This window comes from Sulfitobacter marinus (assembly GCF_900116285.1).
Classification (GTDB): domain Bacteria; phylum Pseudomonadota; class Alphaproteobacteria; order Rhodobacterales; family Rhodobacteraceae; genus Sulfitobacter; species Sulfitobacter marinus.
Genome location: NZ_FPAJ01000004.1, coordinates 145,772 through 172,332 on the forward strand (window position 1 = coordinate 145,772; position 26,561 = coordinate 172,332).

The following is a 26,561-nucleotide window of genomic DNA, read 5'->3' on the forward strand; positions in this document are numbered from 1 at the left end:
GTTATTTTCCTTCGATGGTCAGCGCTTCGTCAACGAGGGCTGCTTGTTGTGCTTTGTGTTGTGAGGCCAGACCCGTTGCAGGTGATGCCGATGTGGCACGACCAGCATAAACGGGACGGGTATGCTTGGCCTTGATGCGGCCCAGCACCCATTCAATATTGGGCTCGATAAAGGTCCAGGCACCTTGGTTTTTGGGTTCTTCCTGACACCAGACCATTTCAGCATTCTTGAAACGTTCAAGTTCCTTGACCGCGGATTGCGCGGGGAAGGGGTAGAATTGTTCAAAACGAAGCAGGTAGATGTCAGTTATGCCGCGGGCGTCGCGCTCTTCCAGCAGGTCGTAATATACCTTGCCTGAACACATGACGACGCGCTTGATCTTGTCATCGGCAACCAGCGTGGTGTCCGAATTGCCTTGCTGGGCATCATCCCACAACACACGGTGAAAGCTGGACCCAGTGGTGAATTCCTCGGCCTTGCTGACGGCCATTTTGTGGCGCAGCAGGGATTTCGGGGTCATCAACATCAGCGGCTTGCGATAGCTGCGGTGCAGCTGGCGGCGCAGCAGGTGAAAGTAGTTCGCAGGTGTCGTGCAGTTGGCTACGATCCAGTTGTCGCCGCCGCACATGGTCAGGAACCGTTCCAGACGTGCGGAGGAGTGTTCGGGGCCTTGCCCTTCGTAGCCATGCGGCATCAGGCACACGAGGCCGGACATGCGCAGCCATTTGCTTTCGCCCGAGCTGATGAATTGATCGAACATGATTTGCGCGCCATTGGCGAAATCACCGAACTGCGCTTCCCACAGGGTGAGCGCGTTGGGTTCCGCCAGCGAATAGCCGTACTCAAAGCCCAGAACCGCATATTCGGACAGCATCGAATCGATGACTTCGTATTCAGCTTGCCCTTCGCGGATGTGGTTCAGCGGATAATAGCGGTCTTCGTTTTCTTGGTTTATCAGGGCCGAATGGCGCTGGGAGAACGTGCCACGTGCTGAATCCTGCCCTGCAAGCCGGACCTTGTACCCTTCGGTCAAGAGCGAGCCAAAAGCTAGGGCCTCGGCTGTGGCCCAGTCGAAACCGGAACCGGATTTGAACATCTCGGCCTTGGCATCCAGCAACCGGTGAACGGTTTTATGCATCGGGAAATTGTCAGGCGCAGTTGTCAGTGCCTTGCCAACATCTGCCATGGTATCTTTGGCGATGGCGGTTCTGCCGCGCTGATATTTCTTTTCTTTCGCCTTATCGAGATGCGACCACTTGCCATCCAGCCAGTCAGCTTTGTTGGGGCGGTATTCCTTGCCAGCCTCGAATTCCGTGTTCAGTTTTTCCTGAAACGCGGCCTTCATATCCTCGATCTCGCCTTCGGGGATCAGGCCATCTTTGACCAAGCGATCTGTATAAAGCGTAAGCGTTGTCTTTTGCTTTTTGATCTTTTTGTACATCACCGGGTTGGTGAACATCGGCTCGTCGCCTTCGTTGTGACCAAAGCGGCGGTAGCAGATGATATCCAGCACCACATCTTTGTGGAACTTCTGGCGGAATTCTGTGGCAACCCGTGCGGCGTGAACGACGGCTTCGGGATCGTCGCCATTGACGTGGAAAATAGGTGCCTCAACCACCAGCGCGTTGTCGGTGGGATAGGGGCTCGACCGGCTGAAATGGGGCGCGGTGGTAAAACCGATCTGGTTGTTCACGACGATATGCATGGTGCCGCCAGTGCGATGCCCGCGCAGACCGGACAGCGCGAAACATTCAGCAACAACGCCCTGACCCGCAAAGGCCGCATCGCCGTGCAGAAGGATCGGCATCACCGAGCTGCGTTCTTTGTCGTTCAACTGATCCTGCTTGGCGCGGACTTTACCCAGAACGACCGGGTTCACGGCCTCAAGGTGGGACGGGTTGGCCGTCAGCGACAGGTGAACGGTGTTGCCGTCAAATTCGCGGTCCGAAGACGCGCCGAGGTGATATTTCACATCGCCCGAGCCATCGACATCTTCGGGCTTAAAGCTGCCGCCTTGAAATTCATTGAAAATCGCGCGGTAGGGCTTTTGCATGACATTGGCGAGCACTGACAAACGGCCACGGTGCGGCATACCGATAACGATATCCTGAACACCCAGCTGGCCACCGCGTTTGATCACCTGCTCCATCGCGGGGATCAGGGATTCGCCGCCGTCTAGGCCGAACCGTTTCGTCCCCATGTATTTAACATGCAGGAATTTCTCAAAGCCTTCCGCTTCGACCAGCTTGTTCAAAATCGCCTTGCGGCCATTTTTGGTGAACTGGATTTCCTTGCCGTATCCTTCGATCCGCTCTTTCAGCCATGCAGCTTCTTCGGGGTTCGAAATATGCATGTATTGCAGGGCGAACGTGCCGCAATAGGTGCTTTTCACGATGTCGACGATCTGCTTCATCGTGGCGATTTGCAGACCCAGAACATTGTCGATGAAAATCGGGCGGTCCATGTCTTCGGGGCCAAAGCCATAGGCGGATGGATCCAGTTCGGGATGGCTGGTGTGTTCACGCATGCCCAGCGGATCCAGATCGGCGGCAAGATGGCCGCGAATACGGTAGGCGCGGATCAACATCAAAGCGCGGATACTGTCCAGCACAGCACGCTGCACTTGGGCGTCAGACAGCTCGATACCTTTGGCGGCGGCTTTTTCGGTGATCTTCTGACCGGCGGCTTTCGTTTCGACGGGGGCGGGCCATTGGCCTGTCAGCGCGGCAGTCAAATCGTCCTGCGGCATGGGCGGCCAATCGTTGCGCGCCCATGAGGGGCCTGCCGCCTCGGCCTTTACGTCTGCGTCGTCATCATCCATCGCGCGAAAAAACGCCTGCCACGCCTGATCCACTGCATTGGGATCATCTGCGTACCGCGCATACATCGCTTCGAGGTACGTGCCGTTCTGCCCTTCCAAAAAGGAAGAATCGTGGAACTGTTCGTTTTGCGGTTGTTCGGTCATGGCGATACCTCTGATGAGAGCGCGACGTTTGAATGGAGAAGGTCAGGCAGAGCGTGCCCCGCCTGACCAAAAAGGATTAACCCAGTTTGATGGCTTCTTGCACAGCTTCGCCCAATGTTGCGGGGCTATCTGCGACCACAATACCGGCTGCTTTCATGGCTTCGATCTTGCTTTCTGCGTCACCTTTGCCGCCTGCGACGATCGCGCCAGCGTGGCCCATGCGACGGCCGGGAGGGGCTGTGCGGCCTGCGATGAAACCGGCTGTGGGCTTCCAACGGCCTTTCTTCTTTTCATCGGCAAGGAATTGTGCGGCTTCTTCTTCAGCGGAGCCACCGATTTCACCGATCATGATGATCGACTGTGTTTCTGGATCGGCCAGGAACATCTCGAGGATATCAATATGTTCGGACCCTTTGATGGGGTCGCCGCCGATGCCAACCGCAGAGGATTGGCCAAGCCCAAGATCAGATGTCTGTTTCACGGCTTCGTAAGTAAGCGTGCCGGAACGCGAGACAACACCGCAGGTGCCGCGCTTGTGGATGTGGCCGGGCATAATGCCGATTTTGCAGGCGTCAGGCGTGATAACGCCGGGGCAGTTTGGCCCGATCAGGCGCGATTTGGAGCCGTCCAGCGCGCGTTTGACCCGCATCATGTCCAGAACCGGGATACCTTCGGTGATGCAAATGATCAGTTCCATTTCGGCGTCAATCGCCTCGAGGATGGAATCGGCTGCGAAGGGGGGCGGAACATAGATCACAGAGGCGTTTGCCTCGGTAACATGTTTGGCTTCGTGGACTGAGTTGAACACGGGCAGATCAAGGTGCGATTGGCCCCCCTTGCCGGGGGTCACACCGCCAACCATTTTAGTGCCATATGCGATGGCTTGCTCTGTGTGGAATGTGCCCTGCGAGCCGGTGAGGCCCTGACAGATCACTTTGGTGTTTTCGTCTACGAGGACTGCCATTGTTATTTCCTATCTGTTTTTCGTAATGCCGAATGATCAGCATCATTATCTGAGAGGGCGAAGGCCCGTTGAGTGTGCCGGGCTGGCTGAGGCCGCTCCAGTTTCAAAGAGTGTCGCGCCGTGGCCGCTGTTGCATGTGCCACAACCGGCATCGCCGACGCGATACCGGTTGTAGAAATTCACACACATGCTCAAAGGGCGCTGTGTCACCGGAGTTAACCCTTGACCGCTTTCACGATCTTTTGCGCGCCGTCTTTCAGGTCGTCAGCAGCGATCACGTCGAGGCCAGAATTATTGATGATGGCTTTGCCCTCGGCGACGTTTGTACCTTCAAGGCGGACAACCAGCGGAACTTTAAGACCGACCTCTTTCACAGCAGCGACCACGCCTTCGGCGATAACATCACAACGCATGATGCCGCCAAAGATATTAACCAAGATGCCTTTGACCTGCGGGTCGGAGGTGATGATCTTGAACGCTTCGGTCACTTTTTCTTTGGTGGCACCGCCACCAACATCAAGGAAGTTCGCAGGCTCAGCGCCATACAGTTTGATGATGTCCATTGTGGCCATCGCCAGACCGGCACCGTTCACCATGCAGCCGATTTCACCGTCAAGCGCGATGTAGTTCAGGTCGTACTTGGACGCCTCAAGCTCTTTCGCATCTTCTTCGGTGGTGTCGCGCAGCTCGGCGATATCACCGTGGCGGTACATGGCGTTGCCATCAAAGCTGACCTTGGCATCAAGCACCTTCAGGTCACCGCTGTCTGTGACGATCAGCGGGTTGATTTCCAGCATTTCCATGTCTTTTTCGACAAAGGCTTTGTACAGTTGACCCATCAAGGTCACGCATTGTTTCACTTGCTTGCCTTCAAGGCCCAGCGTGAAGGCAATACGGCGACCGTGGAATGCCTGATAGCCCGTTGCGGGGTCTACCGAAAAGCTAACAATTTTCTCTGGGGTCGATGCGGCGACCTCTTCGATGTCCATGCCGCCCTCGGTCGAGCAAACAAAACCAACACGCGATGTTTGGCGATCAACGAGCAGGGCAAGGTAGAGTTCAGTCTCAATACCGGAACCGTCTTCGATGTAGATGCGGTTAACTTGCTTGCCAGCAGGGCCGGTTTGATGCGTGACCAATGTGCGGCCCAGCATCTTTTTGGCTTCTTCGGCAGCTTCTTCCACCGATTTGGTTAGGCGCACACCGCCCTTGTCGCCAGCGTCCGCTTCTTTGAAGGACCCTTTGCCGCGACCACCTGCGTGGATCTGCGCCTTGACCACCCACAATGGGCCGTCCATTTCGCCAGCGGCTGTTTTTGCGTCTTCTGCTTTCAGTACGACGCGGCCGTCGGATACTGGCGCGCCATATGTGCGCAATAGGGCTTTCGCCTGATATTCGTGGATGTTCATGAAAAACGGTCCCGTATTTGTTCCAGTCAAATCGCGGTATACGATTGAGTCTTGATACTGGGTAAACAGTTTTTTGCGGAAATACAGTTTTTTTCATACAAAAGCGACATTTGTGATCACACGATAAATCGGTGTGATCACAAATATGCCTGCGCGGTCAGAAAGGCCCTTTGGAACAGGGCTGCGATCTTTACGGGTTGAGATGATTTTGGGGAAAACTTGATTCAATGCCCTGTAAATCAAGGGGGATTAATATTGGGTGACGACATGCCCTCGCATCGGATTGTTGCTCTAACGAACGGAAGCTTAGTCGCGATTAGCTTGTGAGATTTGATTTCAATCGCCCCAAGCCTGTGGGCAAAGCTGTGGCGCGGCCATGCGGCGCGCCACAACGCAAAGTTATTTCGGCATCAAAGCCCAGTAGTCCAGATCAAGCAGAACATCGGGCAGATATTTGCCGTCCTCACCTTTCAGTTTGAACGGATCGCCGCCCTTGGTTGCCACCAACCGCAAGCGGATGGCACCAACGCCGGGCGCGGATGTGTCCGCTTTGTCCAAAACCTCGGACCAAGCGCGAATGGTGTCGCCGGACAGGCACGGGTTGGCATGCGCGCCGCCATTCAACCCGACGATCATCTGCGCGTTTGCCAAGCCGTTAAACGACAATGCGCGCGCCATCGAAATCACATGCCCGCCATAGATCAGCCGAGACCCATCCGGGCGGGCAGAGGTGTCGAAATGCACTTTGGCTGTGTTTTGCCACAGACGGGTGGCCATCATATGTTCGGCTTCCTCGACCGTGACGCCGTCAACATGGTCAATCTTTTCGCCGATCTCGTAGTCGCCCCAGCGGTGCGGTTCGCCTGCCAAGGTGAAATCGTAGTTGGTGAAATCAAGATCATCTGGAATGTGAAGCTGGCCGAGGCTAAGCGCCTTGGGCAGGTTTGGCACAACTTCCGCAGGGGCGGGGGCATTGATGTCGCGTTTGCGGACCATCACCCAGCGGACATATTCCAATACTTTGGTGTCGTCCTGATTATAGCCCGCGGTGCGGACATAGACGACGCCGGTTTTTCCGTTCGAGTTTTGCTTGACCCCGATCACCTCTGACACGGATCGTAATGTGTCGCCGGGCCAGACGGGGGCAAGCCAACGGCCTTGGGCATAGCCTAGATTGGCAACCGCATTCAGCGATACATCAGGCACAGTTTTGCCAAACACGATGTGAAACGTGATCAAGTCGTCCATCGGGCTGAACGGCATTCCGCAGCTTCGCGCGAATTGATCAGATGAATAAAGCGCGTGGCGTGCGGGGTATAGTGCATGGTACAGCGCGCGTTCGCCGCCTTTTACCGTGCGCGGCACCGCATGGTGGATTGTTTGTCCAACGGCGTAATCTTCGAAAAACCGGCCCGCGTTTGTCTTGGTGCCCGCCATCAGTGTGCCCCCAGCTTGGTTTCGGGGGTATAGGTGCCTTCGACTTCTTTTGTAACGGCTTGCCCGCAGCGCATCACACCTGCGGCTTCGTCCCATGTTTGGGTGGGGGTGCCGTACAGCTCCCAGCCTTTATTCAGGGCTTCGGTGACCTTGTGGCAAAAGGCGGACGTGTCCTCTTCGGACAGGAAACGATAAAGCTTCATCAGTGTACTTTCAGATTAAGAGACGGGCGAGACACCAAGCAACGTGTGAATCGCAATAGTAAGGATCACCATAACCAGCGTGATCACGGCCAGACGAATATATGTCGCCTTGCCGGCAGCGGGGGGCGGTGTCCAACCGGGTTCAGCCTTGTTGATCAGGATGACCGAACCAACAGCCCACGCAAGCATGCCGCCGAACAGGATGATCGACGCCAGATCACCGTTCACCAGCAGATGCGCGACGGCCCAGATTTTCACGGCCATCAGTTGCGGGTGCCGGGTTTTGTAGGCGGGCCATGCTTTGGCACCTTTGGCAGCACTTGATCCATAAACCCAGAATGCCAGCACCATCAGCAGGTTGTTGATATGTGTGAGAAAGCTGGGCGGATACCAGACGTTGATAAATGCGGCACCACGATAGCCAATGATAATCAGCACGAGGGAGGCGACAATCGCCACAGCGATCACGCCTTTACCCTTGTTGCCAAGGGCGGCGCGCTGTTCCGGCATCAGCCGTCTGAAATAATGCGCACCGACCCAAAGGATCATGCCGAGGATCAAAAGTGCCATCATGGGGCTACTCCGCTTGTAGGGCCGCGATTGCGTCCAGTTTTGCCAATGTTTCGCGGGCTGTGGCGACATGCAGGTTCTCTACGATGCGACCATCCACGACTGCCACACCCTGACCTGTCGCTTGCATTTCGTCAAACGCTGCGATCTGGCGGCGGGCAAGGTCTGCTTCGGCCTCGGACGGGGAAAAGGCTTCGTTCGCCACGTCCAACTGCGCGGGGTGGATCAACGTCTTGCCGTCGAAACCCATATCGCGGCCTTGGTCACATTCAACGCGGTGGCCTTCGTCATCTTTGAACGCATTATAAACGCCGTCGATAATCGCGATGCCGTTGGCCTTGGCGGCCAATACACATAGGCCGAGGCCTGTGAGCAGGGGCAGGCGGTCGGGGCGGACGCGGGTTTGCAGATCCTTGTTCAGGTCGTTGGTGCCCATGACCATACATTGCAGTTTCGGATGCGCCCCAATCGCGGCGGCGTTCAACATCGCACCGGGTGTTTCCATCATGGCCCACAGCGGCATGTCACCGGTGATTGCGGCAAGCGCGTCCAGATCATCGGGGCTGCCGACCTTGGGCAACAGAATCGCATCGCAATCCATGGAAACGGCAGCGCGGGCGTCGTCTGCCCCCCATTCCGTGTCCAGCCCGTTGATACGGACCACTTTGAAACGGCTACCGTATCCGCCGTCTTTCAGCGCTTGGGCCAAGGTTTCGCGCGCTGCGGCTTTCTCTTCTGGGATAACAGCATCCTCAAGGTCGAAAATAATCGCGTCAGCGGGCAGGCCGCGGGCTTTGTCCAGGGCGCGGTCTTTTGAGCCGGGGATGTACAGGACAGAGCGTAGGGGGCGGGTGATTTTCGACATGATATGATCCTCCGAGAAATATTGTTGCGCGCAGGTCTGCATTTTTTAACGAAAACTTCAAGCGCAATTGTGCCGCGATGCAGCAATTCACGGGCTGTATTAGGTCAACCCGTCCCAGATCAATTTGCTACCGGTGGCCAGCAGTAAGACATAGGTAAGCGCGAAGAAGTGTCTTTCAGAAATGAATCGATGTGCTTTGACGCCGATCCACGCGCCAAGAATGGCAAAAGGGGCAAGCACAAGATCAGCCGTCATCGTGTCCCATGTGAATATCCCCAAAAACGCATAGGGGATAAATTTCGCGATATTGATCGTCCAAAACAACAGGACGGTGGAGGCTTGAAATTCCGTTTTCGTGAGGCCCCGTGACAGCAGGTAAATAGCGGCGGGAGGGCCACCGGCATGGCTGACAAAACTGGTAAAGCCCGCGACGCTTCCCCAGAAAATGCCCATCCAGTTTGGCATCGCCTGCCGCGCCGCACGTATCCAACCTGCACCACGTCCCCATTGCCAAATCACAAAGCTAACCGAGATGCTGCCAATCAGCAGGCGGAAAAAATCTGGTGACGCAATTTTATACAGGGCAGCACCCAAAAGAACCCCGGGAATGCCGCCGAGGACCAGTAGTTCAACTTCATGCGCCCGCCACTTGCGCCAATAGGGTTTCAGCGTTGTGACATCGATAAGCATAAGTAACGGCAGCATAATTCCCAGTGCCAACCCGGGTTCGATCACTAGCGCAAGGACTGAAGAACTGGCGAAAGCGGCCCCCGACCCGAACCCGCCCTTTGATATGCCCGCAAAAATAACTGCCGGCCCCGCGATGAAAAAAAACCAAAGATCAAACGTCATCACATGGAACTTTCTGAGGGCGGTATTGGCGCAAAATTTATTTGTCGGAATTCGAAACTGACTTGGAACTCATTGGCGATATCTTGGTTAGTCCTGCAACCGAGCGATGTTCGCTTGGCGCTAAGTCTAGTACTTAAATAGGAGTAAACAGTAATGAAACGTTTTCTTGGAACCACCGCAATCATTCTTTCTCTGACGGGCCCAGCATTTGCAGCCTCGCATGCCGAAAACGGCATCGGCAGCACAGTGGCGCAATCGTCTGACTTCTTTGCATCCGATCTGATCGGCATGCGTATCTACAACTCTGAATCCGACGTCGATACGAACATGACAGTCGCCAACGGCGCAGAAACCGAATGGGACGACATTGGTGAAATCAATGACATCCTGCTCGACGAAAATGGCGATGTTAAAGCCGTTATTCTGGGCGTCGGCGGTTTCCTTGGCATGGGCGAACGTGACGTAAGCGTAAGCATGGACAGCATCAAAGTCCTGCGCAGCGAAGATGACGCGGATGACCGTTTCTTGGTTGTGACAACGTCGAAAGAGATGCTTGAGCAAGCACCTGAATTCGAACGCCCCATGGACGAAGAAATGGAGCATGCTGCAACATCTGAAATGAAGGACGATGCGACAGAAAAGGACCGTTCAAATGAGCGCCCGATGCTGACGCGCCCAACCGTGGCATATGAAGGTTATTCGAACGCTGATGTTGAAGAAATGCAAGCGTTGACCGCGGACGATCTGGAAGGCTCCTATGTTTACGGTGCCAACAACGAAACTGTCGGCGAAATCGACAGCCTTGTTCTGGGTGACGGCGGTCAGGTCAAAGAAGTCGTGATCAATGTGGGCGGTTTCCTTGGCTTGGGTGAAAAACCTGTTGCCGTGACTTGGGACGAACTGCAGGTCCTGAAAAATGCCGAAGGCGACGACTTCCGCATTTACATCGACAGCAGCGAAGAAGCGCTGGAAGCGCAACCTGAATACCGTGGCTAATTTGAAATCACGCGCCGAGGTTGGGGTAGTTTAACCCGCCAAGGCAAATTAGGGGCTATTTCCTGCCGGAAGTGGCCCTTTTTTATGCGTTTGTTCACCTTCCGTCAGCCATGATCCACGGGCAACTTGCACGGTGCGATGCATTTCGCTATCCCGTGGCCAATCTTAACCTTGTCGGAGTACACCACATGGCCAGACCCAAAATCGCGCTTATCGGCGCTGGGCAGATCGGGGGCACGCTTGCCCATCTCGCAGCAATCAAAGAACTGGGTGACGTCGTTTTGTTCGACATCGCCGAGGGCGTTCCACAGGGAAAGGCGCTTGATATCGCTGAATCCGGCCCGTCGGCAAAGTTCGACGCGACCATGTCGGGTGCGAATGATTATGCTGACATCGCAGGCGCTGATGTTTGTATCGTTACAGCTGGCGTTGCCCGCAAGCCGGGAATGAGCCGCGATGACCTGTTGGGCATCAACCTGAAGGTCATGAAATCCGTTGGCGAAGGCATTGCAGCCCACGCGCCAAACGCCTTTGTTATCTGTATCACAAACCCGCTTGATGCGATGGTTTGGGCGCTGCGCGAATTCTCTGGTCTGCCACACCACATGGTGTGCGGCATGGCTGGCGTTCTTGATTCGGCACGCTTCCGTCACTTCCTGGCGACTGAATTCAACGTATCCATGAAAGACGTCACAGCGTTCGTTCTGGGTGGCCACGGCGACACCATGGTGCCACTGACGCGCTATTCGACTGTTGCCGGTATCCCATTGCCTGATCTGGTAAAAATGGGTTGGACCACACAGGATAAACTGGACGCAATTGTTCAGCGTACCCGTGATGGCGGCGCTGAAATCGTTGGCCTGCTGAAAACTGGTTCGGCCTTCTATGCCCCCGCGACATCAGCGATCGAAATGGCCGAAGCTTATCTGAAAGACCAAAAGCGTGTGCTGCCCTGTGCCGCATATGTTGACGGTTCCTATGGCTTGAACGGTTTCTATGTTGGTGTGCCAACCGTTATCGGTGCTGGTGGCGTAGAGCGTGTTGTCGAGATTTCGATGGATAAAGACGAGCAAGCGATGTTCGACAACTCCGTCAATGCCGTAAAAGGCCTGGTTGATGCGTGCAAAGGCATCGACGGCTCTTTGAGCTAAACTATTGGCGGGGCGGCACCAGATGCCGCCCCGCCTTTTCGCAATACTGGGGTTACCAGTGGGTGCAAAATTCCTTCCCTCCATCCGCGCCGGGGAAGCCGCCGATTTCCCAAACCCGTGATATATCGTCAAATTCTTACTGATTTTATCGGGTTTAGCAATTTGTGATCACATGAAAAAAATTCGTGATCACAAACCAAGAATTGTTATGAATGTTTAACATTTTTTAGCGAATTTGGTGCGCAAACATAGGTGAAACCAGTCCTCTATGCGTGACAGCATCGAAAATACCGCTATCTATAGGCAGAACTTGACGAGAAAAGGAATCCATCATGGCTGATGTGAACCGGGGCAACCGCCCGCTGTCTCCACACCTGACGATCTACCGCCCGCAATTAACGTCGATGACGTCGATCCTGACCCGGATCACAGGCAATGCAATGCTGGTCGCCGCGCTGTTGATCGTTTGGTGGTTCTTGGCGGCAGCGACGTCGCCCGAAGCATTCGCGACCGCCAACGGCTTTATCACCAGCTGGTTCGGCGACCTGGTAATGTTCCTTTCACTGCTTGGCCTTTGGTATCACACCCTTGCCGGCATCCGGCACCTGATCTGGGACAACGGCTATGCGCTGGATATCCCAACGGCTGAAAAGCTGGGCTGGGCCGTGTTGGCCGGGTCGGTCGTGCTGACCATCATCACCGCGCTGATCATCTAAGGGGAATAGACATGGCTTATTTGACAGACCGCAAACGCGCGCTTGGCATGGGATCGGCGAAAACTGGTACCGCCCATTTCTGGGCGATGAAGGTCAGCTCTGTTGCGCTGCTGATCCTGATACCGCTGTTCGTCTTTACCTTTGGCGCGGCATTGGGCGGCACTTACGAAGACGTGCTGGCCTATTACGCCAAACCTTTCCCTGCAATTGTTGCCGCACTGACATTGGCCGTGGGGTTCAAACATTTCAACGACGGCGTGCAGGTGATGATCGAAGACTATGTTCATGGTCTTTCGCAGAAAGTTGCCATCATCTTGATGACTTGCCTCAGCTACGGCGCTGCGGCGGTTGGCATTTTCGCCATCGCACGCATCGCGCTTTAATACAGAATTCGCACTACGGGAGTCCGAGACATGGCTGCATACGAATATGAAACGCATGAATATGATGTGGTTGTTGTGGGGGCCGGTGGTGCCGGTCTGCGCGCCACCCTCGGCATGGCCGAACAGGGGCTGAAAACGGCCTGCGTTACCAAAGTTTTCCCGACACGGTCGCACACTGTTGCAGCCCAAGGTGGCATCGCCGCGTCGCTGTCTAACATGGGGCCCGATAACTGGCAGTGGCACATGTATGACACCGTCAAAGGGTCGGACTGGCTGGGTGATACGGATGCGATGGAATACCTTGCCCGTGAGGCCCCCAAAGCGGTTTACGAGCTTGAACACTACGGCGTTCCATTCTCGCGGACCGAAGCAGGCAAGATCTACCAGCGTCCGTTCGGCGGACACACCACAGAATTTGGCGAAGGTCCCCCCGTACAGCGCACCTGTGCTGCTGCTGACCGTACCGGCCACGCGATCTTGCACACGCTTTATGGGCAATCGCTAAAGCATAACGCGGAATTTTATATCGAATATTTCGCCATCGATTTGATCATGTCCGAAGACGGCGTGTGTCAGGGCGTTCTGTGTTGGAAGCTGGACGATGGCACCATGCACCTGTTCAGCGCCAAAATGGTTGTTTTGGCGACTGGCGGTTATGGCCGCGCTTATTTCAGCGCCACATCGGCCCACACCTGTACCGGTGACGGCGGCGGCATGACCGCACGCGCGGGGCTGCCTTTGCAAGATATGGAATTCGTTCAGTTCCACCCTACTGGCATCTATGGCGCGGGTTGTCTGATCACCGAAGGCGCGCGCGGCGAAGGTGGGTATCTGACCAACTCCGAAGGCGAACGCTTTATGGAGCGGTATGCGCCCACCTATAAAGACCTCGCCAGCCGTGACGTTGTTTCGCGCTGTATGACAATGGAAATCCGCGAAGGTCGCGGTGTGGGCGAAAACAAAGACCACATTCACCTGCACCTGAACCACCTGCCCAAAGAGACACTGGACCTGCGCCTTCCGGGCATTTCGGAATCAGCGCGTATTTTTGCCGGTGTTGACCTGACCAAAGAGCCGATCCCGGTTCTGCCAACTGTGCACTATAACATGGGCGGCATTCCGACGAACTATTGGGGTGAAGTACTGGCACCGACCGCCGATAAACCCGACAACGTCGCGCCCGGCCTGATGGCTGTGGGCGAAGCGGGCTGTGCCTCGGTGCACGGTGCGAACCGTCTTGGGTCAAACTCGCTGATCGATTTGGTGGTGTTTGGCCGTGCGGCCGCGATTCGCGCCAAGGATATCGTTGATCCGTCGACGCCAGTGCCGACGCCGAACCAGCGCTCGGTCGATGCGGCATTCAGCCGGTTTGACGGTCTGCGCTATGCCAAGGGCCACGTTGCGACTGCCGAACTGCGCCTAGAGATGCAGAAAACCATGCAGGCTGACGCCGCTGTGTTCCGCACTGACAAGACGCTGAACGAAGGCAAAGAGAAAATGGACGAGGTCGCGACGAAGATTTCCGATCTCAAGGTGACGGACAAGTCGTTGGTCTGGAACTCTGACCTGATGGAAACGCTTGAACTGACCAACCTGATGCCGAACGCTGTGGCGACGATCACAGCGGCGGCGGCCCGCAAGGAAAGCCGCGGTGCCCACGCCCACGAGGATTACCCGGACCGCGATGACGAGAACTGGCGCAAGCATAGCCTTGTCTGGTTCAAAGGGAACGAGGCGTCCTTGGGCTATCGCGGTGTGCATTTGGATCCGTTGACCAGCCACAATGAAGGCGGGATCGACCTTAAGAAAATCGCCCCAAAAGCGCGGGTTTACTAAGGACATGGGCCCCGCCCGGCGCGTGTCCGGGCGGGGCCGATACCAGTGCAAAGGAAATACTGTGCCAGTTGCGGGATATTCATTTCAAAACACCTTGGCCGGCTTGCGTAACAGCGGCGGCCGTTCAGTCACGTTTTGCATGGTGTTGATGGCTGCGGGTCTATCTGCCTGTACCGAAGCGTCCGAACGCGTGGATGCCATCGCGCGTGAAGGTGCCAAAAGTGCCGTCACAGAAACCATCGCCACCCGGTTTCCTGCGGTGCCAAAGCAGATGATTACGCCATTCACTGATTGTGTGATCGACAATGCCAGCTCTGACGAAGTGCGCGTTTTTGCCAAGTCGGCCGTGATCGGTGTTGATGATACGACAGTTGCGACTGTCCGCTCTGTTCTGTCGCGCCCTGAAACCGTGCGATGCCTGTCGCAAAGCAGCCTGGGTCTGACGGGAACGCTTGGCTGATGGGGTTTGAAGGGGAAAGCAACGTCATGGCGGAGCAGATCAAAGCTGCGGAAATGGACGCCCTGCGCGCTCGTTACCGCAACGGGTCCACGCAGGAACGCTCTGCGATCAAGGCATCGCTGGGTCCTGTCGAGATCGAATTCGCCGATATCAAGATGGTTGTGAACCCCCGCGACAACTATACGGAAACCCGCATGTGGCTGGATGGCTGCCCACCCGAGCTGAAGTCGCTGATGGCCGTGGTAGATCTGGTCGAAGATCGCAACGTGCTGGTGATGGACATCGGCGCGAATTGCGGCGCGTTCACGATTCCGCTCGCACTCGCCTGCGGCGAGGGATCACGCGTCATTGCGTTTGAACCGAACCCGATCATGGTTGACCGTTTGGGCGTTAACATACAGCTGAACAATCTGACCGATGTGATCGCGATTGAAGCCTGCGCATTGTCAGATCGCGCGGGTGAGGCAACTTTGAACTTTCGCGGGCACAACTATGGTCAAGCGTCGCTGAAAGACGTCGAGCCGGGAATGCGCAACGGTACAATCAAAGTGCCGACCCGTCCGCTGAGCCATTTTTCTGCTGCGTCGAAAACTCACGATTTCACACTGCTTAAAATTGATGTTGAGGGGGCCGAAGAAACCGTTCTTGGCCCCGTGCTCAAGGCGGGGCAGTCGGGCGGATGGCTGCCCGATGCTATCCTGGTCGAAGTGCGTCATGCCGATGAATGGCAGGGCGACCTTTGCGCGGAAATACTGGCCAGCGGTTTTACAGAACAGATGCAGGCTGAAGGAAATGCGCTTTACCTTAAGAGTAAGTAAGCGCCCGAATTTATTGAAAACGGGGTAACGCCCGGCAGACCAGGAGAAGCGATATGGTTCAACTCACGCTCCCAAAAAATTCCCGGATGACATCCGGTAAGACGTGGCCAAAACCCGAGGGTGCTAAAAACCTCAAGCAGTTCCAGATTTACCGCTGGAACCCTGATGATGGTAAGAACCCTGCCATCGATACCTACTTTGTCGATATGGACAGCTGCGGCCCAATGATTTTGGACGCTCTGATCAAGATCAAGAACGAGATCGACCCGACGCTGACGTTCCGCCGTTCTTGCCGCGAGGGGATTTGCGGTTCTTGCGCGATGAACATCGACGGGATCAACACACTTGCCTGTACGTACGGCGTTGAAGAAGTAAAGGGTGCGGTGAAAATCTATCCTTTGCCGCATATGCCAGTGGTCAAGGATTTGATCCCCGATCTAACCCATTTCTATGCGCAGCATGCGTCGATCCAGCCTTGGTTGGAAACAGAAACACCAGCCCCGGCAAAGGAATGGAAGCAGTCCATTGATGACCGCGCCAAGCTGGATGGTTTGTACGAATGCATCATGTGCGCGTGTTGCTCCACATCCTGCCCCAGCTACTGGTGGAATGGCGATCGCTACCTTGGGCCAGCCGCATTGCTGCATGCCTATCGCTGGTTGATCGACAGCCGGGACGAGGCGACGGGCGAGCGTCTGGATGATCTTGAAGACCCGTTCAAACTGTACCGCTGCCACACGATTATGAACTGCGCCAAGACCTGCCCTAAAGGGCTGAACCCGGCAGCGGCAATCGCGAATATCAAAAAGATGATGGTCGAACGCACCATCTAATGCACATCGCCCACCCTGCAGTCGTCGGGGTGGGCCGGCAGCCCGTATATGCCTCTGATCCTGATTGCCATTATTATCGTTTTTCTGATCGTCGCCTATTTTACCCGGCGCGGCGCAGATACCCGTGCCTGCCGGTGGCGTAAAAACGCATCACGGGACAAGGGCAGTTTGCATTATTACCGCTGTGCGGCTTGCGGTGCCGAGGCGTATACCGCCACGAAAGATACCCCAAAGGACTGTAAATCCAAGGTAACCTCACGGCCGCTTTGAATACGGTCCTCGACAGCGCTAGTGGTCGTCGACTAGCCTTTGCTCTGTCCGAGGGGGGATCCATGACAGAGAAGAGTTTCAAAGCAGATGTGATTGTAGTTGGTGCTGGCCTTGCGGGTATGGTCGCCGCCCACGAGGCGATTTTGCGCGGGCGCCGCGTATTGCTGATAGATCAAGAAGGCCCGCAAAGTCTGGGCGGGCAGGCGTTTTGGTCCCTCGGTGGATTGTTCATGGTTGATACGCCGGAACAACGCAGGCTTGGTATCCGAGATAGCGCGGAGCTGGCGTTGCGTGATTGGATGGGGTCCGCGCAGTTTGATCGCCCCGAAGATGCAAACCCGCGCGCCTATGCCACACGGTTCGTCGAATGGGCCGCTGGCGACATGCGCGGCTGGCTGCACGGGCTGGGCATGCGCTGGTTCCCCGTTGTCGGCTGGGCAGAACGTGGCGGTTCCATGGCCGGCGGGCACGGCAATTCAGTGCCGCGTTTCCACATCACTTGGGGCACGGGCACCGGCGTTGTAGCTCCGTTTGCAAAGCTAATGCAGGACTATACCGCCGCCGGGCAGCTGCACATGGCGTTTCGCCATCAAGTTACCGGGCTTGAGGTCACAAACGGTATCGTGTGCGGTGTGTCGGGGAATCTGCTTGAGGATACGACCAAGCCGCGCGGGGAAAGCACCAGCCGCGCAGTGACCGGCGCGTTCAACTATCAAGCCGAGGCGGTCATTTTGACCACGGGGGGCATCGGTGCAAATCATGACTTGGTGCGCAAGCATTGGCCCGCTGATCGTCTGGGTCAACCGCCACGCCGTATGGTGTCAGGCGTGCCTGATTATGTGGACGGCAAGATGCACGGCATCGCGGGGGCGGCTGGTGCGGGGCTGATCAACGAAGACCGCATGTGGCATTATTGCGAGGGTGTTGAGAACTGGAACCCGATCTGGCCCAACCACGGCATTCGTATTTTGCCCGGCCCCTCGTCGATCTGGCTGGATGCCAAGGGTGACCGGATGGAGGCCCCCTGCATGCCGGGTTTTGATACCTTGTCGACGCTTAAGCGGATATTGCAGGCGGGCGAACACAGTTGGTTTATTCTGACGCAAAAGATCATCGAAAAGGAATTCGCGCTGTCAGGGTCGGAGCAAAACCCTGACCTGACGGATGGCGGTTGGCGCGATGTATTGAAAGCGCGGCTTGGCAAAGGGGCCACGCCCGCTGTTGAAGCGTTCAAGGAAAATGGCGCTGATTTCATCGTCGCGGATCGTTTGGAAGAATTGGTTGCGGGGATGAACAAACTGACACCGGATCAGCCGCTTGATCTGGACCATGTGCATTCCCAGATCGCCGCGCGGGATGGGCAGTTGGATAATCCGTTTTCCAAGGACGCACAGATCACCGCGATCCACGGTGCGCGCAACTATCGGGGGGATAAGCTGATCCGCACGGCCAAACCACATGCCATTCTGGACGCCGAAAATGGTCCGTTGATCGCGGTCAGGCTGAACGTCTTGACCCGCAAAAGTTTGGGCGGTCTGCATACCGATCTACAAGGCAGGGTGCTGACGCCACAGGGCGACGTTTTGCAGGGTCTTTTCGCTGCGGGCGAGGTTTGTGGCTTTGGCGGCGGTGGTTATCACGGGTATAACGCGCTTGAGGGGACATTCCTTGGCGGATGTTTATTCTCGGGTCGCATTGCAGGGAAAAACGCATGAACACACCAAAAGACGCAGCTGCACGGCGCGCGATTGAACCCGTCATTTGCTATCCGGTTGATACCCTTCCGGTGCCCGAAATGGCCGCGTACAAGCGTGCGCGCGCGACGATGACCAAGGTGGATGAAGTTGTGGTGCCGCCACGTGATGCCAGTTGCTTTACCGTGCCTGCGGGGCATTTCTTTCGGATTGTAAGCGTTGAGGGCGCGCAGGTCGGCGACTTGAACCTGTGGGCGCGTGATAACCTGAATGAACGGTTCTATTCCGGCAAAACCCGCGCGTTGCATGGCACGCATATTACGACGGGCCAACGAATGTGGACCAGCTTTCCTTATCTACGACCCATGGCGACGATCACCCATGATACGCTTGATTGGTACGGCAAGGATGAATTTGGCGGTTCGGTGCATGATGTTATCGGCACGCGCTGCGATCCCTACACCCATCACCTGCTGGCGGGCGGGCAGTATCACCATTGCTGTCATTCGAACCTGACGCGCGCGTTGGCAAACCATCTGGGCGTTCCCATGGTGGACGCCGAACCGCATGTGCATGATGTGTTGAATGTCTTTATGTGTACCGGCTTTACCCGTAACACGGGGCAGTATTTTATGAAGGCAAGCCCGGTTCGACCCGGTGACTATCTTGAGTTCTACGCCGAGATTGATCTGCTTGGCGCGCTAAGCGCATGTCCGGGGGGCGATTGTTCTGCCGAGCATTCTTCGGATGTTGCGGCTTGCTACCCGCTGCTGGTAGAGATCTATGCGCCTGAAGCAGGACGCATAGAGACGATGGCTGAACCCGATATCAGCGGCTATGACCGATCACATGGTGCCTAAGGCTTAAACCCCGCAGTGGGGTTTAAGCGGGACGACAATTATTATGCGTCGGGAAAGGCAGCTTTCAGCGCGATTTCGACCATGTCGCCAAAGGATTGTTCACGCTCGGACGCGGGTAGGGCTTCGCCAGTTTGCAGGTGGTCGCTGACGGTGAGCACAGCCAAAGCCCGGCATTTATGACGCGCGGCCAGGATATAAAGCTCGGCGGCTTCCATCTCGACGCCCAAGACGCCGTGGCGAACCATCTGTTCATCCAGATCGGGCCGTTCGGCGTAAAACACATCAGATGAATAAATGCCGCCGACATGGGTTTTGGTATCCATTGTTTGCGCAGCGTTAACGGCAGCTTGCAACAAAGACCAATCGGCACAAGGCGCGAAATTCATTTCGCGGAAAATACCCGAAGAAGGGGACGTGATTGTCGTCGCCGTCATTGCAATGATGACATCACGAATGCCAACATGCGGCTGCATGCCGCCACAAGACCCGATGCGGATCAGTGTTTTGGCCCCATATGCCGAAATCAGTTCATTGGCATAGATGGAGAGCGACGGCATTCCCATTCCCGACCCCTGAATGGTAACGCGGTTGCCATTCCATGTACCGGTAAAGCCAAGCATACCGCGTACTTCATTCACAATTTTGGCGTCTTTCAGAAAAGTCTCTGCCGCCCATTTTGCACGGTAGGGATCACCGGGCATTAAAACCGTTTCAGCGATTTCGCCCACTTGGGCACCGATATGTGTCGTCATTTTGATATCTACCGTTAAATGTAAAAGAGCGCCCCGGATGTAGGGCACTCTGTTCTAGAATACAGGAATAGTCTTAGATGGCCAATTCGTCAGGCGATACGCCCTTGGCTGTCAATTCGCGATACCAGTTGGGCTGGCGGCCTTTGCCGGTCCATGTTTGGGCCGCATCGGCCGGGTTGGCGTATTTCGGTGCCGCTTTGGTCCCTTTAGCTTTTTTGGCACCCGAGGATACTTCGTCCAAAGAGAAGCCAAATTCAGCTGCCGCTTGTTCGGCGGCTTTACGCGCAGCGATGCGGTCGCGCTCATAAGCGGATTTAATCGCGGATTTCACATCGTTCAGCAAAGTCTCAAGCTCTTTATGAGACATGGAGTCCAGATTAATGGTCATTTTACTCGTTCCTATTCAGCAAGTGTAGTTTTGCCTTACGCGAAAAGAATAAATTTAAAAAGAAGATATATGACCAAATCAAATTACTGTGCGGCAATAGTTTCCGGGTCTGCCAGTATTACGATGTCTTGCATGATGGTATTCAACTCAAAGTCTTTTGGCGTATATACGCGCGCCACACCCATTCCGAGAAGTCTTACTTTATCGTCTTCGGGAATGATGCCGCCGACAACAACTGGAATATGCCCCAGACCTGCCTCACGCATTTGAATCATCAGATCTTCGACCAGCGGAATATGGGATCCTGAAAGAATAGAAAGCCCGACAACGTGGTGATTACCCTCTTTTGCGGCGGTTACAATTTCAGACGGGGTCAGGCGAATACCTTCATAGGCGATATCCATACCGCAATCGCGGGCGCGTACGGCGATTTGTTCCGCGCCGTTTGAATGGCCATCAAGCCCGGGTTTGCCAACCAGAAAGCTAAGCCGGCGGCCCAGACGTGTGCTGACAGCATCAACAGCCTCGCGCAGATCGTCCAAGCCTTCGGTCTTGTTCGACCGGCCTGCAGCGACCCCGGTAGGGCCCCGATATTCACCATGTACGGCACGCATTTGCGCGGCCCATTCACCAGTTGTGACACCTGCCTTGGCGGCGGCAATCGACGGGCCCATCACATTGCGCCCTTCGGCGGCGGCGGCGCGTAGATCGGCCAGCGCTTGATCAACGGCGGCCTGATCGCGGCCCTCGCGCCACGCGTTCAGGCGGCTGATCTGATCGGCCTCAACGGCTGGGTCAACAACCATGATCCCGCCATCGCCGGTCATCAGCGGCGATGGTTCGCCCTGCTGCCACTTGTTCACACCGACAACAATTGTTTCGCCCTGTTCGATGCGGCCCAGACGGTCGGCGTTGCTTTCTACCAGCCGCGATTTCATATAGTCGATCGCGGAAATTGCACCGCCCATGCCATCAAGGTTGGCCAGTTCGGCGCGCGCACCTTCTTTCAACGCTTCGACCTTGCGATCAACAGCCGGGTTGCCATCAAACAGATCGTCAAACTCAAGCAGGTCAGTCTCATATGCCATGATCTGCTGCATCCGCATGGACCATTGTTGATCCCACGGGCGTGGCAGCCCAAGCGCTTCGTTCCAGGCAGGCAACTGAACAGCGCGGGCGCGGGCGTTTTTAGACAGCGTAACGGCCAGCATTTCGATCAGGATGCGGTAGACATTGTTTTCGGGCTGTTGCTCCGTCAGGCCAAGTGAGTTGACCTGAACCCCATAGCGGAAGCGGCGGAATTTGGGGTCTGCGACGCCGTAACGCTCGAGGCAGATTTCATCCCACAGATCGCCAAAGGCGCGCATTTTGCACATCTCTGTCACGAAACGAATGCCTGCGTTCACAAAGAACGAAATCCGCCCAACCAGCATTGGAAAGTCTTTCTCGGGTACGCGGGGGCGCAGCGCGTCCAGTACGGCCGTGGCGGTTGCCAAGGCAAACGCCAATTCCTGCTCGGGTGTCGCACCAGCCTCTTGCAGGTGGTAGGAACACACGTTCATCGGGTTCCATTTTGGCACATTGGTGTAACAATATTCCGCAACGTCCGCGATCATCTTAAGCGATGGTGCGGGCGGGCAGATATAGGTGCCGCGGGACAAATATTCCTTGATCAGGTCGTTTTGAACGGTTCCCTGCAATGTGGAAATATCAGCGCCTTGTTCTTCGGCCACCGCAATATAAAGCGCCAGCAGCCACGGTGCAGTCGCGTTAATGGTCATCGAGGTGTTCATCTGCTCAAGCGGGATGTCTTTGAACAGGGCCCGCATGTCGCCAAGATGGCTGACGGGTACACCGACCTTGCCCACCTCGCCCCGCGACAGGATATGATCGCTGTCGTATCCGGTTTGTGTCGGCAGGTCGAAAGCAACAGAAAGACCGGTCTGACCCTTGGCCAGATTGCTGCGGTACAGCGCATTGGAGGCCTCGGCGGTAGAGTGTCCGGCATAGGTGCGGATGAGCCAAGGGCGGTCTTTGGTTTGTTGCGTCATGGTGCGGCCTTTCGTGAATCGGGCGAGCAATATTATTACCCTGAACGACTGATACTTGAAATAATCAGGCAGTGTCAATTCGCTGCATTGCGGCATGTTAACATCGGTTTTGGGGGGACGTCTGTTTAATATTGCTCAGCCCCTTTTGGTTCTGCAAGGGTGGGCCAATGACGCAGACCGTTGAACTTCCTATCTGGTTATTTGTCGTGATTTTGCTTTTTGCGGCAGTCACGGCGCTCAGCCATTTCTTGTTACCCTCCGTGCGCTGGTTCTTTCGCCTGCGCCTTGAGCGCGCCGTTGCCCGGTTTAACAAACGCCTCACGCGCCCGATCGAGCCGTTCAAGCTGGCCCGCCGTCACGACATGATCCAGCGTCTCATCTATGACCCGCAAGTAAGCCAAGCGATTGCTGATCATGCGCGCGCCGAAGGCATTCCCGAAAACGTCGCGTTCCAGCAGGCGCGCCGATATGCGCGAGAGATCGTGCCAAGTTTCAGCGCCTTTGCCTATTTCAGTTTTGGCATTCGGCTGGCCCGGTTTTTGGCCAATACATTGTACGAGGTGCGCACAGGCACGAACAACGCCACCGTAATCAAAAAAATACCCGGCGACGCCACGGTGATTTTCATTATGAACCACCGCAGCAATATGGATTACGTATTGGTTACCTATCTTGCCGGCGAAGCATCCGCGCTGAGCTATGCGGTGGGGGAATGGGCGCGGGTCTGGCCGCTAAGCCGGTTGATAAGATCAATGGGGGCATATTTCATCCGCCGCAAATCACGCGGCGCATTATACCGCAAAATCCTGGCCCGTTACGTCCAAAAGGCAACACAAGGGGGCGTGACCCAAGCGATCTTTCCAGAAGGGGGCTTAAGCCTTAACGGTAAGCTAATGCCACCGAAGATGGGATTGCTCGGCTATGTACTGGAGACCGACCTTAGCGATCGGGATGTGGTGTTTGTGCCGGTCGCCATTAACTACGATCGCGTTCTGGAAGATCGCGTGTTGATCGCCGCAGATCAAGCAGGCACCCGGCGGTTCAAAGCGCGCATATCCGTGATTTTGTTTTTCATCCTGCGCAAAACATGGTTGCGGATACGTGGGAAATTTCTGCGTTTTGGTGAGGCAGCGGTTGTTTTCGGTGAACCAGTGCCTTTGCGTGATTATGGCCCCGATCCCGATGTTGATCATGTGGCCCAGGATTTGATGGCGCGCATCGCCAGCGAGATGCCTTTGCTGTTTGTCCCGCTGATGGCGCATGCCTTGGTGTCATCCACTGGCCCACTGACAGCGGCCGCGCTGGACGCTGAAATAGCGCGGCTAGTGGAACAGGCCAAAACCTTTATCGACATCCCTCGTGATGATTTCGGCGAGGCAATCGCGAAGGCGCGGGAACATCTGTTGCAGCGTGGCATGATCCGCGCAGATGCAGGCGAGGTCACTGTGGTGTCAGATCAGCGGCCCGCATTGACCTTTTATGCCAACTCGATTGCGCATTTCTTTGAAAAATAAGCAGCGGCCAGATTTTTCTGCGTTTGCAAAGTTATAAAATTACAAATTTGATCCAATTCGGGTTGCATTGTTGCGCTATGGGCAATATCTCACTTTTAGACGCCGCGATTCTGCGCTGCGGCACAAACGAATTCTGACGGTGGAGAGCCCCATGGCCCTGGATACGAACATCGCGCAATATGATGCGCCGGAAAAAGACCTCTACGAAATCGGTGAGATCCCTCCGATGGGGTATGTGCCCAAGCAAATGTATGCTTGGACGATCCGCCGCGAACGTCATGGCAACCCAAATACCGCAATGCTGGAAGAAGTGGTGGATGTTCCAACGCTCGACAGCCACGAAGTGTTGGTTTTGGTGATGGCCGCTGGCGTTAACTATAACGGTGTCTGGGCGGCTTTGGGCAAACCGATCAGCCCCTTTGACGGCCATAAACAGCCCTTCCACATCGCCGGTTCCGATGCCTCGGGGATCGTTTGGGCTGTTGGCGACAAGGTCAAACGCTGGAAGGTCGGCGATGAGGTTGTTATCCACTGCAACCAAGACGATGGCGACGACGAGCACTGCAACGGCGGTGATCCGATGTATTCGCCCAGCCAGCGGATCTGGGGATATGAGACGCCCGACGGTTCCTTTGCCCAATTCACCAACGTGCAAGCACAGCAGCTTATGCCACGCCCCAAGCACCTGACCTGGGAAGAGGCCGCCTGTTATACGCTGACCTTGGCAACGGCCTATCGGATGCTGTTCGGCCACGAACCACATGACCTGAAGCCCGGACAAAACGTGCTGGTCTGGGGGGCATCCGGCGGCTTGGGGTCTTATGCGATCCAGTTGATTAATACCGCTGGCGCAAATGCGATTGGTGTTATCTCGGATGAATCCAAACGTGATTTTGTCATGGATTTGGGTGCCAAAGGTGTGCTGAACCGCAAGGATTTCAATTGCTGGGGGCAAATGCCCACGGTGAACACGCCGGAATACGCAGCCTGGTTCAAAGAGGCGCGTAAATTTGGTGCGGCGATTTGGGAAATCACCGGCAAGGGCGTGAACGTCGATATGGTGTTTGAACACCCCGGCGAGGCGACGTTCCCCGTGTCTACATTCGTCTGTAAAAAAGGCGGGATGGTCGTCATCTGCGCCGGTACCTCCGGGTTCAACCTGACACTGGACGTGCGCTATATGTGGATGCACCAAAAGCGTTTGCAGGGCAGCCACTTTGCCCATCTGCAGCAGGCTTCCTCGGCGAACAAGCTGATGCTTGAGCGGCGGCTGGATCCTTGCATGTCCGAAGTGTTCACATGGAACGAGCTGCCGGATGCCCATATGAAAATGCTGGCAAACGAACACAAGCCGGGGAACATGTCTGTTCTGGTCCAATCCCCGACGACCGGTTTGCGCACATTGGAAGACGCCTTGGAGGCGAAAAAGTAACGAGACAGTCTCAGATATAGAGCTAATACGCCCGCGAATCGGTTAACCGTTTCGCGGGCGTATTGCGTTGAAAGCTGCTGTTTTGTGAAACAATCACTTGTCTAGCGCTCACCCCACTAGAAATGGGGAGTTGGAAAACGCGAATATAATCAAAAACAAACGCATGCTATGGTTGAATTAATCAATAATTAACCACCAAAGTGAGAGTTTTGACATGCAAAGCGACTGGATATTGGAAGTTCTCACCGATCTGAAGGCATTCGCAACAATCAACGGTTTGCCTGTATTGGCCGAACAGTTGGATGATACTGCGATTGTTGCCTTGGCCGAGATTTCCGCCCTTGAAGAAAGGAACGGACGGAAATCAAATGGCAGTGATCTGTTCAAAGCTGGATCTGATATTGGAGGGGTTGGAGCAGGCCACCACATTTGAGGGCCTTCAAGTCGCAAGCGAAGCGCTGCGTGATCATTACGAAGTTGACCACGTTGTATATCATTGGGTCGATTCCTCGGGGGATCAATACGGCTGCGGCACCTATTCCCAAGCGTGGCAGGAACGCTATCTAAGCCAAAATTACATGCGCATAGATCCCGTCATATTGGGATGCTACCAACGGTTTCATCCGGTTGATTGGAAACGGCTGGACTGGAGCGGCAAAGCCGCGCGCGCATTGCTGTTGGAAGCGATTGAATATGGTATCGGAAATCAGGGTTTTTCTGTCCCGATACGTGGGCCCAATGGGCAATTCGCGCTGTTCACTGTAAACAAGTCATGCGCTGATCCTGAATGGGAGGCATTTGCCGAGGCCAATCGCCGCGACCTCATTCTGATCGCACATTATTTCAACGAAAAGGCGCTTGAGCTGGAGCCGGGCCGTACGCCCGAAGCGCCGCGCGCGCTGTCACCGCGAGAAGTTGACGCAATGACGTTGATTGCGATTGGATATAACCGGGCGCAAGTCGCAGATACTCTTTCTATTTCCGAGCATACGTTGCGTGTCTATATCGAAAGTGCGCGGTTTAAACTGGGCGCGCTCAATACCACCCATGCTGTTGCGCGTGCGCTTAGCCGTGGGTTGATTGTTGTATAGCTGACCGGGAAGGGGCCGGCCCCCGCCTTTCAGGCTCCCCCGGGATTTTGA

Annotated in this window: 26 protein-coding genes; 15 read left to right on the forward strand and 11 right to left on the reverse strand. The window is 55.6% G+C overall.

The window, feature by feature from the left end:
• Nucleotide 1: 1 nt before the first annotated feature.
• The 8 genes from BM347_RS12200 to BM347_RS12235 all read right to left on the reverse strand — a co-directional run bounded on the left by BM347_RS12200 (nucleotide 2) and on the right by BM347_RS12235 (nucleotide 9,265).
• The gene (locus tag BM347_RS12200) at nucleotides 2–2,965 is read right to left on the reverse strand and encodes a 2-oxoglutarate dehydrogenase E1 component (protein ID WP_093916765.1); all 2,964 of its coding nucleotides are present in this window, start codon (nucleotides 2,963–2,965) and stop codon (nucleotides 2–4) included.
• A gap of 76 nt (nucleotides 2,966–3,041) precedes the next feature.
• Entirely contained in the window at nucleotides 3,042–3,929 is an 888-nt protein-coding gene (gene sucD / locus BM347_RS12205; RefSeq protein WP_093916766.1) for a succinate--CoA ligase subunit alpha, read from the reverse strand.
• 215 nt (nucleotides 3,930–4,144) lie between these two features.
• Nucleotides 4,145–5,338, reverse strand: a complete 1,194-nt coding sequence (sucC, locus tag BM347_RS12210) for an ADP-forming succinate--CoA ligase subunit beta (RefSeq protein ID WP_093916767.1) — start codon at nucleotides 5,336–5,338, stop codon at nucleotides 4,145–4,147.
• 399 nt (nucleotides 5,339–5,737) lie between these two features.
• Nucleotides 5,738–6,775, reverse strand: a complete 1,038-nt coding sequence (locus BM347_RS12215) for a MaoC family dehydratase (RefSeq protein WP_093916768.1) — start codon at nucleotides 6,773–6,775, stop codon at nucleotides 5,738–5,740.
• Nucleotides 6,775–6,978 carry a DUF1737 domain-containing protein gene (locus tag BM347_RS12220; protein WP_093916769.1) on the reverse strand — a complete coding sequence of 68 codons (204 nt, stop codon included), beginning with the start codon at nucleotides 6,976–6,978 and terminating at the stop codon, nucleotides 6,775–6,777. Before BM347_RS12220 ends, BM347_RS12215 begins: the two co-directional genes overlap by 1 nt.
• 15 nt (nucleotides 6,979–6,993) lie before the next feature.
• A complete protein-coding gene (locus BM347_RS12225) occupies nucleotides 6,994–7,551 on the reverse strand; it encodes an NnrU family protein (protein ID WP_093916770.1) in 558 nt (185 codons plus the stop codon).
• A gap of 4 nt (nucleotides 7,552–7,555) precedes the next feature.
• A complete protein-coding gene (locus BM347_RS12230) occupies nucleotides 7,556–8,413 on the reverse strand; it encodes an HpcH/HpaI aldolase/citrate lyase family protein (RefSeq protein WP_093917052.1) in 858 nt (285 codons plus the stop codon).
• A gap of 99 nt (nucleotides 8,414–8,512) precedes the next feature.
• Nucleotides 8,513–9,265 carry a sulfite exporter TauE/SafE family protein gene (locus BM347_RS12235; RefSeq protein ID WP_175498557.1) on the reverse strand — a complete coding sequence of 251 codons (753 nt, stop codon included), beginning with the start codon at nucleotides 9,263–9,265 and terminating at the stop codon, nucleotides 8,513–8,515.
• Between the two features lie 153 nt (nucleotides 9,266–9,418).
• On the opposite strand from BM347_RS12235, the gene BM347_RS12240 reads away from it, so the two are divergent.
• From BM347_RS12240 to BM347_RS12290, 11 genes are all read left to right on the forward strand, one after another.
• Nucleotides 9,419–10,261 (forward strand): PRC-barrel domain-containing protein, encoded by an 843-nt coding sequence (locus BM347_RS12240; RefSeq protein WP_093916772.1) that lies wholly within the window; start codon nucleotides 9,419–9,421, stop codon nucleotides 10,259–10,261.
• A 188-nt stretch (nucleotides 10,262–10,449) separates the two neighbouring features.
• The gene (gene mdh / locus BM347_RS12245) at nucleotides 10,450–11,412 is read left to right on the forward strand and encodes a malate dehydrogenase (RefSeq protein ID WP_093917053.1); all 963 of its coding nucleotides are present in this window, start codon (nucleotides 10,450–10,452) and stop codon (nucleotides 11,410–11,412) included.
• A gap of 332 nt (nucleotides 11,413–11,744) precedes the next feature.
• Nucleotides 11,745–12,128: a succinate dehydrogenase, cytochrome b556 subunit gene (sdhC, locus tag BM347_RS12250; RefSeq protein WP_093916773.1), complete on the forward strand. Its 384-nt coding sequence runs from the start codon at nucleotides 11,745–11,747 to the stop codon at nucleotides 12,126–12,128.
• 11 nt (nucleotides 12,129–12,139) lie between these two features.
• A complete protein-coding gene (gene sdhD, locus BM347_RS12255) occupies nucleotides 12,140–12,511 on the forward strand; it encodes a succinate dehydrogenase, hydrophobic membrane anchor protein (RefSeq protein WP_093916774.1) in 372 nt (123 codons plus the stop codon).
• A 30-nt stretch (nucleotides 12,512–12,541) separates the two neighbouring features.
• On the forward strand, nucleotides 12,542–14,347 hold the full coding sequence (sdhA, locus tag BM347_RS12260; RefSeq protein WP_093916775.1) for a succinate dehydrogenase flavoprotein subunit: 1,806 nt from the start codon (nucleotides 12,542–12,544) through the stop codon (nucleotides 14,345–14,347).
• Nucleotides 14,348–14,408: 61 nt separating this feature from the next.
• Nucleotides 14,409–14,807 carry a hypothetical protein gene (locus BM347_RS12265; RefSeq protein WP_245764260.1) on the forward strand — a complete coding sequence of 133 codons (399 nt, stop codon included), beginning with the start codon at nucleotides 14,409–14,411 and terminating at the stop codon, nucleotides 14,805–14,807.
• On the forward strand, nucleotides 14,762–15,625 hold the full coding sequence (locus BM347_RS12270; RefSeq protein WP_245764261.1) for an FkbM family methyltransferase: 864 nt from the start codon (nucleotides 14,762–14,764) through the stop codon (nucleotides 15,623–15,625). Before BM347_RS12265 ends, BM347_RS12270 begins: the two co-directional genes overlap by 46 nt.
• Nucleotides 15,626–15,678: 53 nt before the next feature.
• Entirely contained in the window at nucleotides 15,679–16,458 is a 780-nt protein-coding gene (locus BM347_RS12275) for a succinate dehydrogenase iron-sulfur subunit (protein WP_093916776.1), read from the forward strand.
• Between the two features lie 48 nt (nucleotides 16,459–16,506).
• Entirely contained in the window at nucleotides 16,507–16,728 is a 222-nt protein-coding gene (locus BM347_RS12280) for a hypothetical protein (RefSeq protein ID WP_245764262.1), read from the forward strand.
• A 62-nt stretch (nucleotides 16,729–16,790) separates the two neighbouring features.
• Nucleotides 16,791–18,443 carry an FAD-binding dehydrogenase gene (locus BM347_RS12285; protein ID WP_093916777.1) on the forward strand — a complete coding sequence of 551 codons (1,653 nt, stop codon included), beginning with the start codon at nucleotides 16,791–16,793 and terminating at the stop codon, nucleotides 18,441–18,443.
• Nucleotides 18,440–19,282: an urea carboxylase-associated family protein gene (locus BM347_RS12290; RefSeq protein WP_093916778.1), complete on the forward strand. Its 843-nt coding sequence runs from the start codon at nucleotides 18,440–18,442 to the stop codon at nucleotides 19,280–19,282. The genes BM347_RS12285 and BM347_RS12290 overlap by 4 nt, the downstream gene beginning before the upstream one ends.
• Nucleotides 19,283–19,323: 41 nt before the next feature.
• On the opposite strand, the gene deoD is transcribed toward BM347_RS12290, so the two are convergent.
• The 3 genes from deoD to BM347_RS12305 form a co-directional block, all read right to left on the reverse strand.
• Nucleotides 19,324–20,034: a purine-nucleoside phosphorylase gene (gene deoD, locus BM347_RS12295; RefSeq protein ID WP_093916779.1), complete on the reverse strand. Its 711-nt coding sequence runs from the start codon at nucleotides 20,032–20,034 to the stop codon at nucleotides 19,324–19,326.
• Between the two features lie 73 nt (nucleotides 20,035–20,107).
• Nucleotides 20,108–20,422, reverse strand: coding sequence for an H-NS histone family protein (locus BM347_RS12300; RefSeq protein ID WP_093916780.1), 315 nt, complete (start codon nucleotides 20,420–20,422; stop codon nucleotides 20,108–20,110).
• 83 nt (nucleotides 20,423–20,505) lie between these two features.
• Entirely contained in the window at nucleotides 20,506–22,569 is a 2,064-nt protein-coding gene (locus BM347_RS12305) for a methylmalonyl-CoA mutase family protein (RefSeq protein WP_281247857.1), read from the reverse strand.
• Nucleotides 22,570–22,640: 71 nt separating this feature from the next.
• On the opposite strand from BM347_RS12305, the gene BM347_RS12310 reads away from it, so the two are divergent.
• From BM347_RS12310 to BM347_RS12320, 4 genes are all read left to right on the forward strand, one after another.
• Nucleotides 22,641–23,987: a 1-acyl-sn-glycerol-3-phosphate acyltransferase gene (locus BM347_RS12310; RefSeq protein ID WP_093916781.1), complete on the forward strand. Its 1,347-nt coding sequence runs from the start codon at nucleotides 22,641–22,643 to the stop codon at nucleotides 23,985–23,987.
• Nucleotides 23,988–24,138: 151 nt separating this feature from the next.
• Nucleotides 24,139–25,419 (forward strand): crotonyl-CoA carboxylase/reductase, encoded by a 1,281-nt coding sequence (gene ccrA / locus BM347_RS12315; protein ID WP_093916782.1) that lies wholly within the window; start codon nucleotides 24,139–24,141, stop codon nucleotides 25,417–25,419.
• A gap of 214 nt (nucleotides 25,420–25,633) precedes the next feature.
• Nucleotides 25,634–25,852 (forward strand): hypothetical protein, encoded by a 219-nt coding sequence (locus BM347_RS17465; protein WP_139226485.1) that lies wholly within the window; start codon nucleotides 25,634–25,636, stop codon nucleotides 25,850–25,852.
• On the forward strand, nucleotides 25,788–26,510 hold the full coding sequence (locus tag BM347_RS12320; protein ID WP_175498558.1) for a helix-turn-helix transcriptional regulator: 723 nt from the start codon (nucleotides 25,788–25,790) through the stop codon (nucleotides 26,508–26,510). Before BM347_RS17465 ends, BM347_RS12320 begins: the two co-directional genes overlap by 65 nt.
• Nucleotides 26,511–26,561 lie beyond the last annotated feature (51 nt).

Excerpts from the sequence above, each read along its gene's own strand:
- BM347_RS12305 (WP_281247857.1), bottom strand. The coding sequence starts at position 22,569 with ATGCCGCAATGCAGCGAATTGACACTGCCTGATTATTTCAAGTATCAG.
- BM347_RS12235 (WP_175498557.1), bottom strand. The coding sequence starts at position 9,265 with ATGACGTTTGATCTTTGGTTTTTTTTCATCGCGGGGCCGGCAGTTATT.
- ccrA (WP_093916782.1), top strand. The coding sequence starts at position 24,139 with ATGGCCCTGGATACGAACATCGCGCAATATGATGCGCCGGAAAAAGAC.
- BM347_RS12240 (WP_093916772.1), top strand. The coding sequence starts at position 9,419 with ATGAAACGTTTTCTTGGAACCACCGCAATCATTCTTTCTCTGACGGGC.
- BM347_RS12225 (WP_093916770.1), bottom strand. The coding sequence starts at position 7,551 with ATGATGGCACTTTTGATCCTCGGCATGATCCTTTGGGTCGGTGCGCAT.
- BM347_RS12215 (WP_093916768.1), bottom strand. The coding sequence starts at position 6,775 with ATGGCGGGCACCAAGACAAACGCGGGCCGGTTTTTCGAAGATTACGCC.
- BM347_RS12290 (WP_093916778.1), top strand. The coding sequence starts at position 18,440 with ATGAACACACCAAAAGACGCAGCTGCACGGCGCGCGATTGAACCCGTC.
- sucC (WP_093916767.1), bottom strand. The coding sequence starts at position 5,338 with ATGAACATCCACGAATATCAGGCGAAAGCCCTATTGCGCACATATGGC.
- BM347_RS12275 (WP_093916776.1), top strand. The coding sequence starts at position 15,679 with ATGGTTCAACTCACGCTCCCAAAAAATTCCCGGATGACATCCGGTAAG.
- BM347_RS12200 (WP_093916765.1), bottom strand. The coding sequence starts at position 2,965 with ATGACCGAACAACCGCAAAACGAACAGTTCCACGATTCTTCCTTTTTG.
- BM347_RS12320 (WP_175498558.1), top strand. The coding sequence starts at position 25,788 with ATGGCAGTGATCTGTTCAAAGCTGGATCTGATATTGGAGGGGTTGGAG.
- BM347_RS12220 (WP_093916769.1), bottom strand. The coding sequence starts at position 6,978 with ATGAAGCTTTATCGTTTCCTGTCCGAAGAGGACACGTCCGCCTTTTGC.
- BM347_RS12280 (WP_245764262.1), top strand. The coding sequence starts at position 16,507 with ATGCCTCTGATCCTGATTGCCATTATTATCGTTTTTCTGATCGTCGCC.
- BM347_RS17465 (WP_139226485.1), top strand. The coding sequence starts at position 25,634 with ATGCAAAGCGACTGGATATTGGAAGTTCTCACCGATCTGAAGGCATTC.
- BM347_RS12310 (WP_093916781.1), top strand. The coding sequence starts at position 22,641 with ATGACGCAGACCGTTGAACTTCCTATCTGGTTATTTGTCGTGATTTTG.
- BM347_RS12300 (WP_093916780.1), bottom strand. The coding sequence starts at position 20,422 with ATGACCATTAATCTGGACTCCATGTCTCATAAAGAGCTTGAGACTTTG.
- sdhA (WP_093916775.1), top strand. The coding sequence starts at position 12,542 with ATGGCTGCATACGAATATGAAACGCATGAATATGATGTGGTTGTTGTG.
- BM347_RS12230 (WP_093917052.1), bottom strand. The coding sequence starts at position 8,413 with ATGTCGAAAATCACCCGCCCCCTACGCTCTGTCCTGTACATCCCCGGC.
- BM347_RS12285 (WP_093916777.1), top strand. The coding sequence starts at position 16,791 with ATGACAGAGAAGAGTTTCAAAGCAGATGTGATTGTAGTTGGTGCTGGC.
- sucD (WP_093916766.1), bottom strand. The coding sequence starts at position 3,929 with ATGGCAGTCCTCGTAGACGAAAACACCAAAGTGATCTGTCAGGGCCTC.
- deoD (WP_093916779.1), bottom strand. The coding sequence starts at position 20,034 with ATGACGACACATATCGGTGCCCAAGTGGGCGAAATCGCTGAAACGGTT.
- mdh (WP_093917053.1), top strand. The coding sequence starts at position 10,450 with ATGGCCAGACCCAAAATCGCGCTTATCGGCGCTGGGCAGATCGGGGGC.
- BM347_RS12270 (WP_245764261.1), top strand. The coding sequence starts at position 14,762 with ATGCCTGTCGCAAAGCAGCCTGGGTCTGACGGGAACGCTTGGCTGATG.
- sdhC (WP_093916773.1), top strand. The coding sequence starts at position 11,745 with ATGGCTGATGTGAACCGGGGCAACCGCCCGCTGTCTCCACACCTGACG.
- sdhD (WP_093916774.1), top strand. The coding sequence starts at position 12,140 with ATGGCTTATTTGACAGACCGCAAACGCGCGCTTGGCATGGGATCGGCG.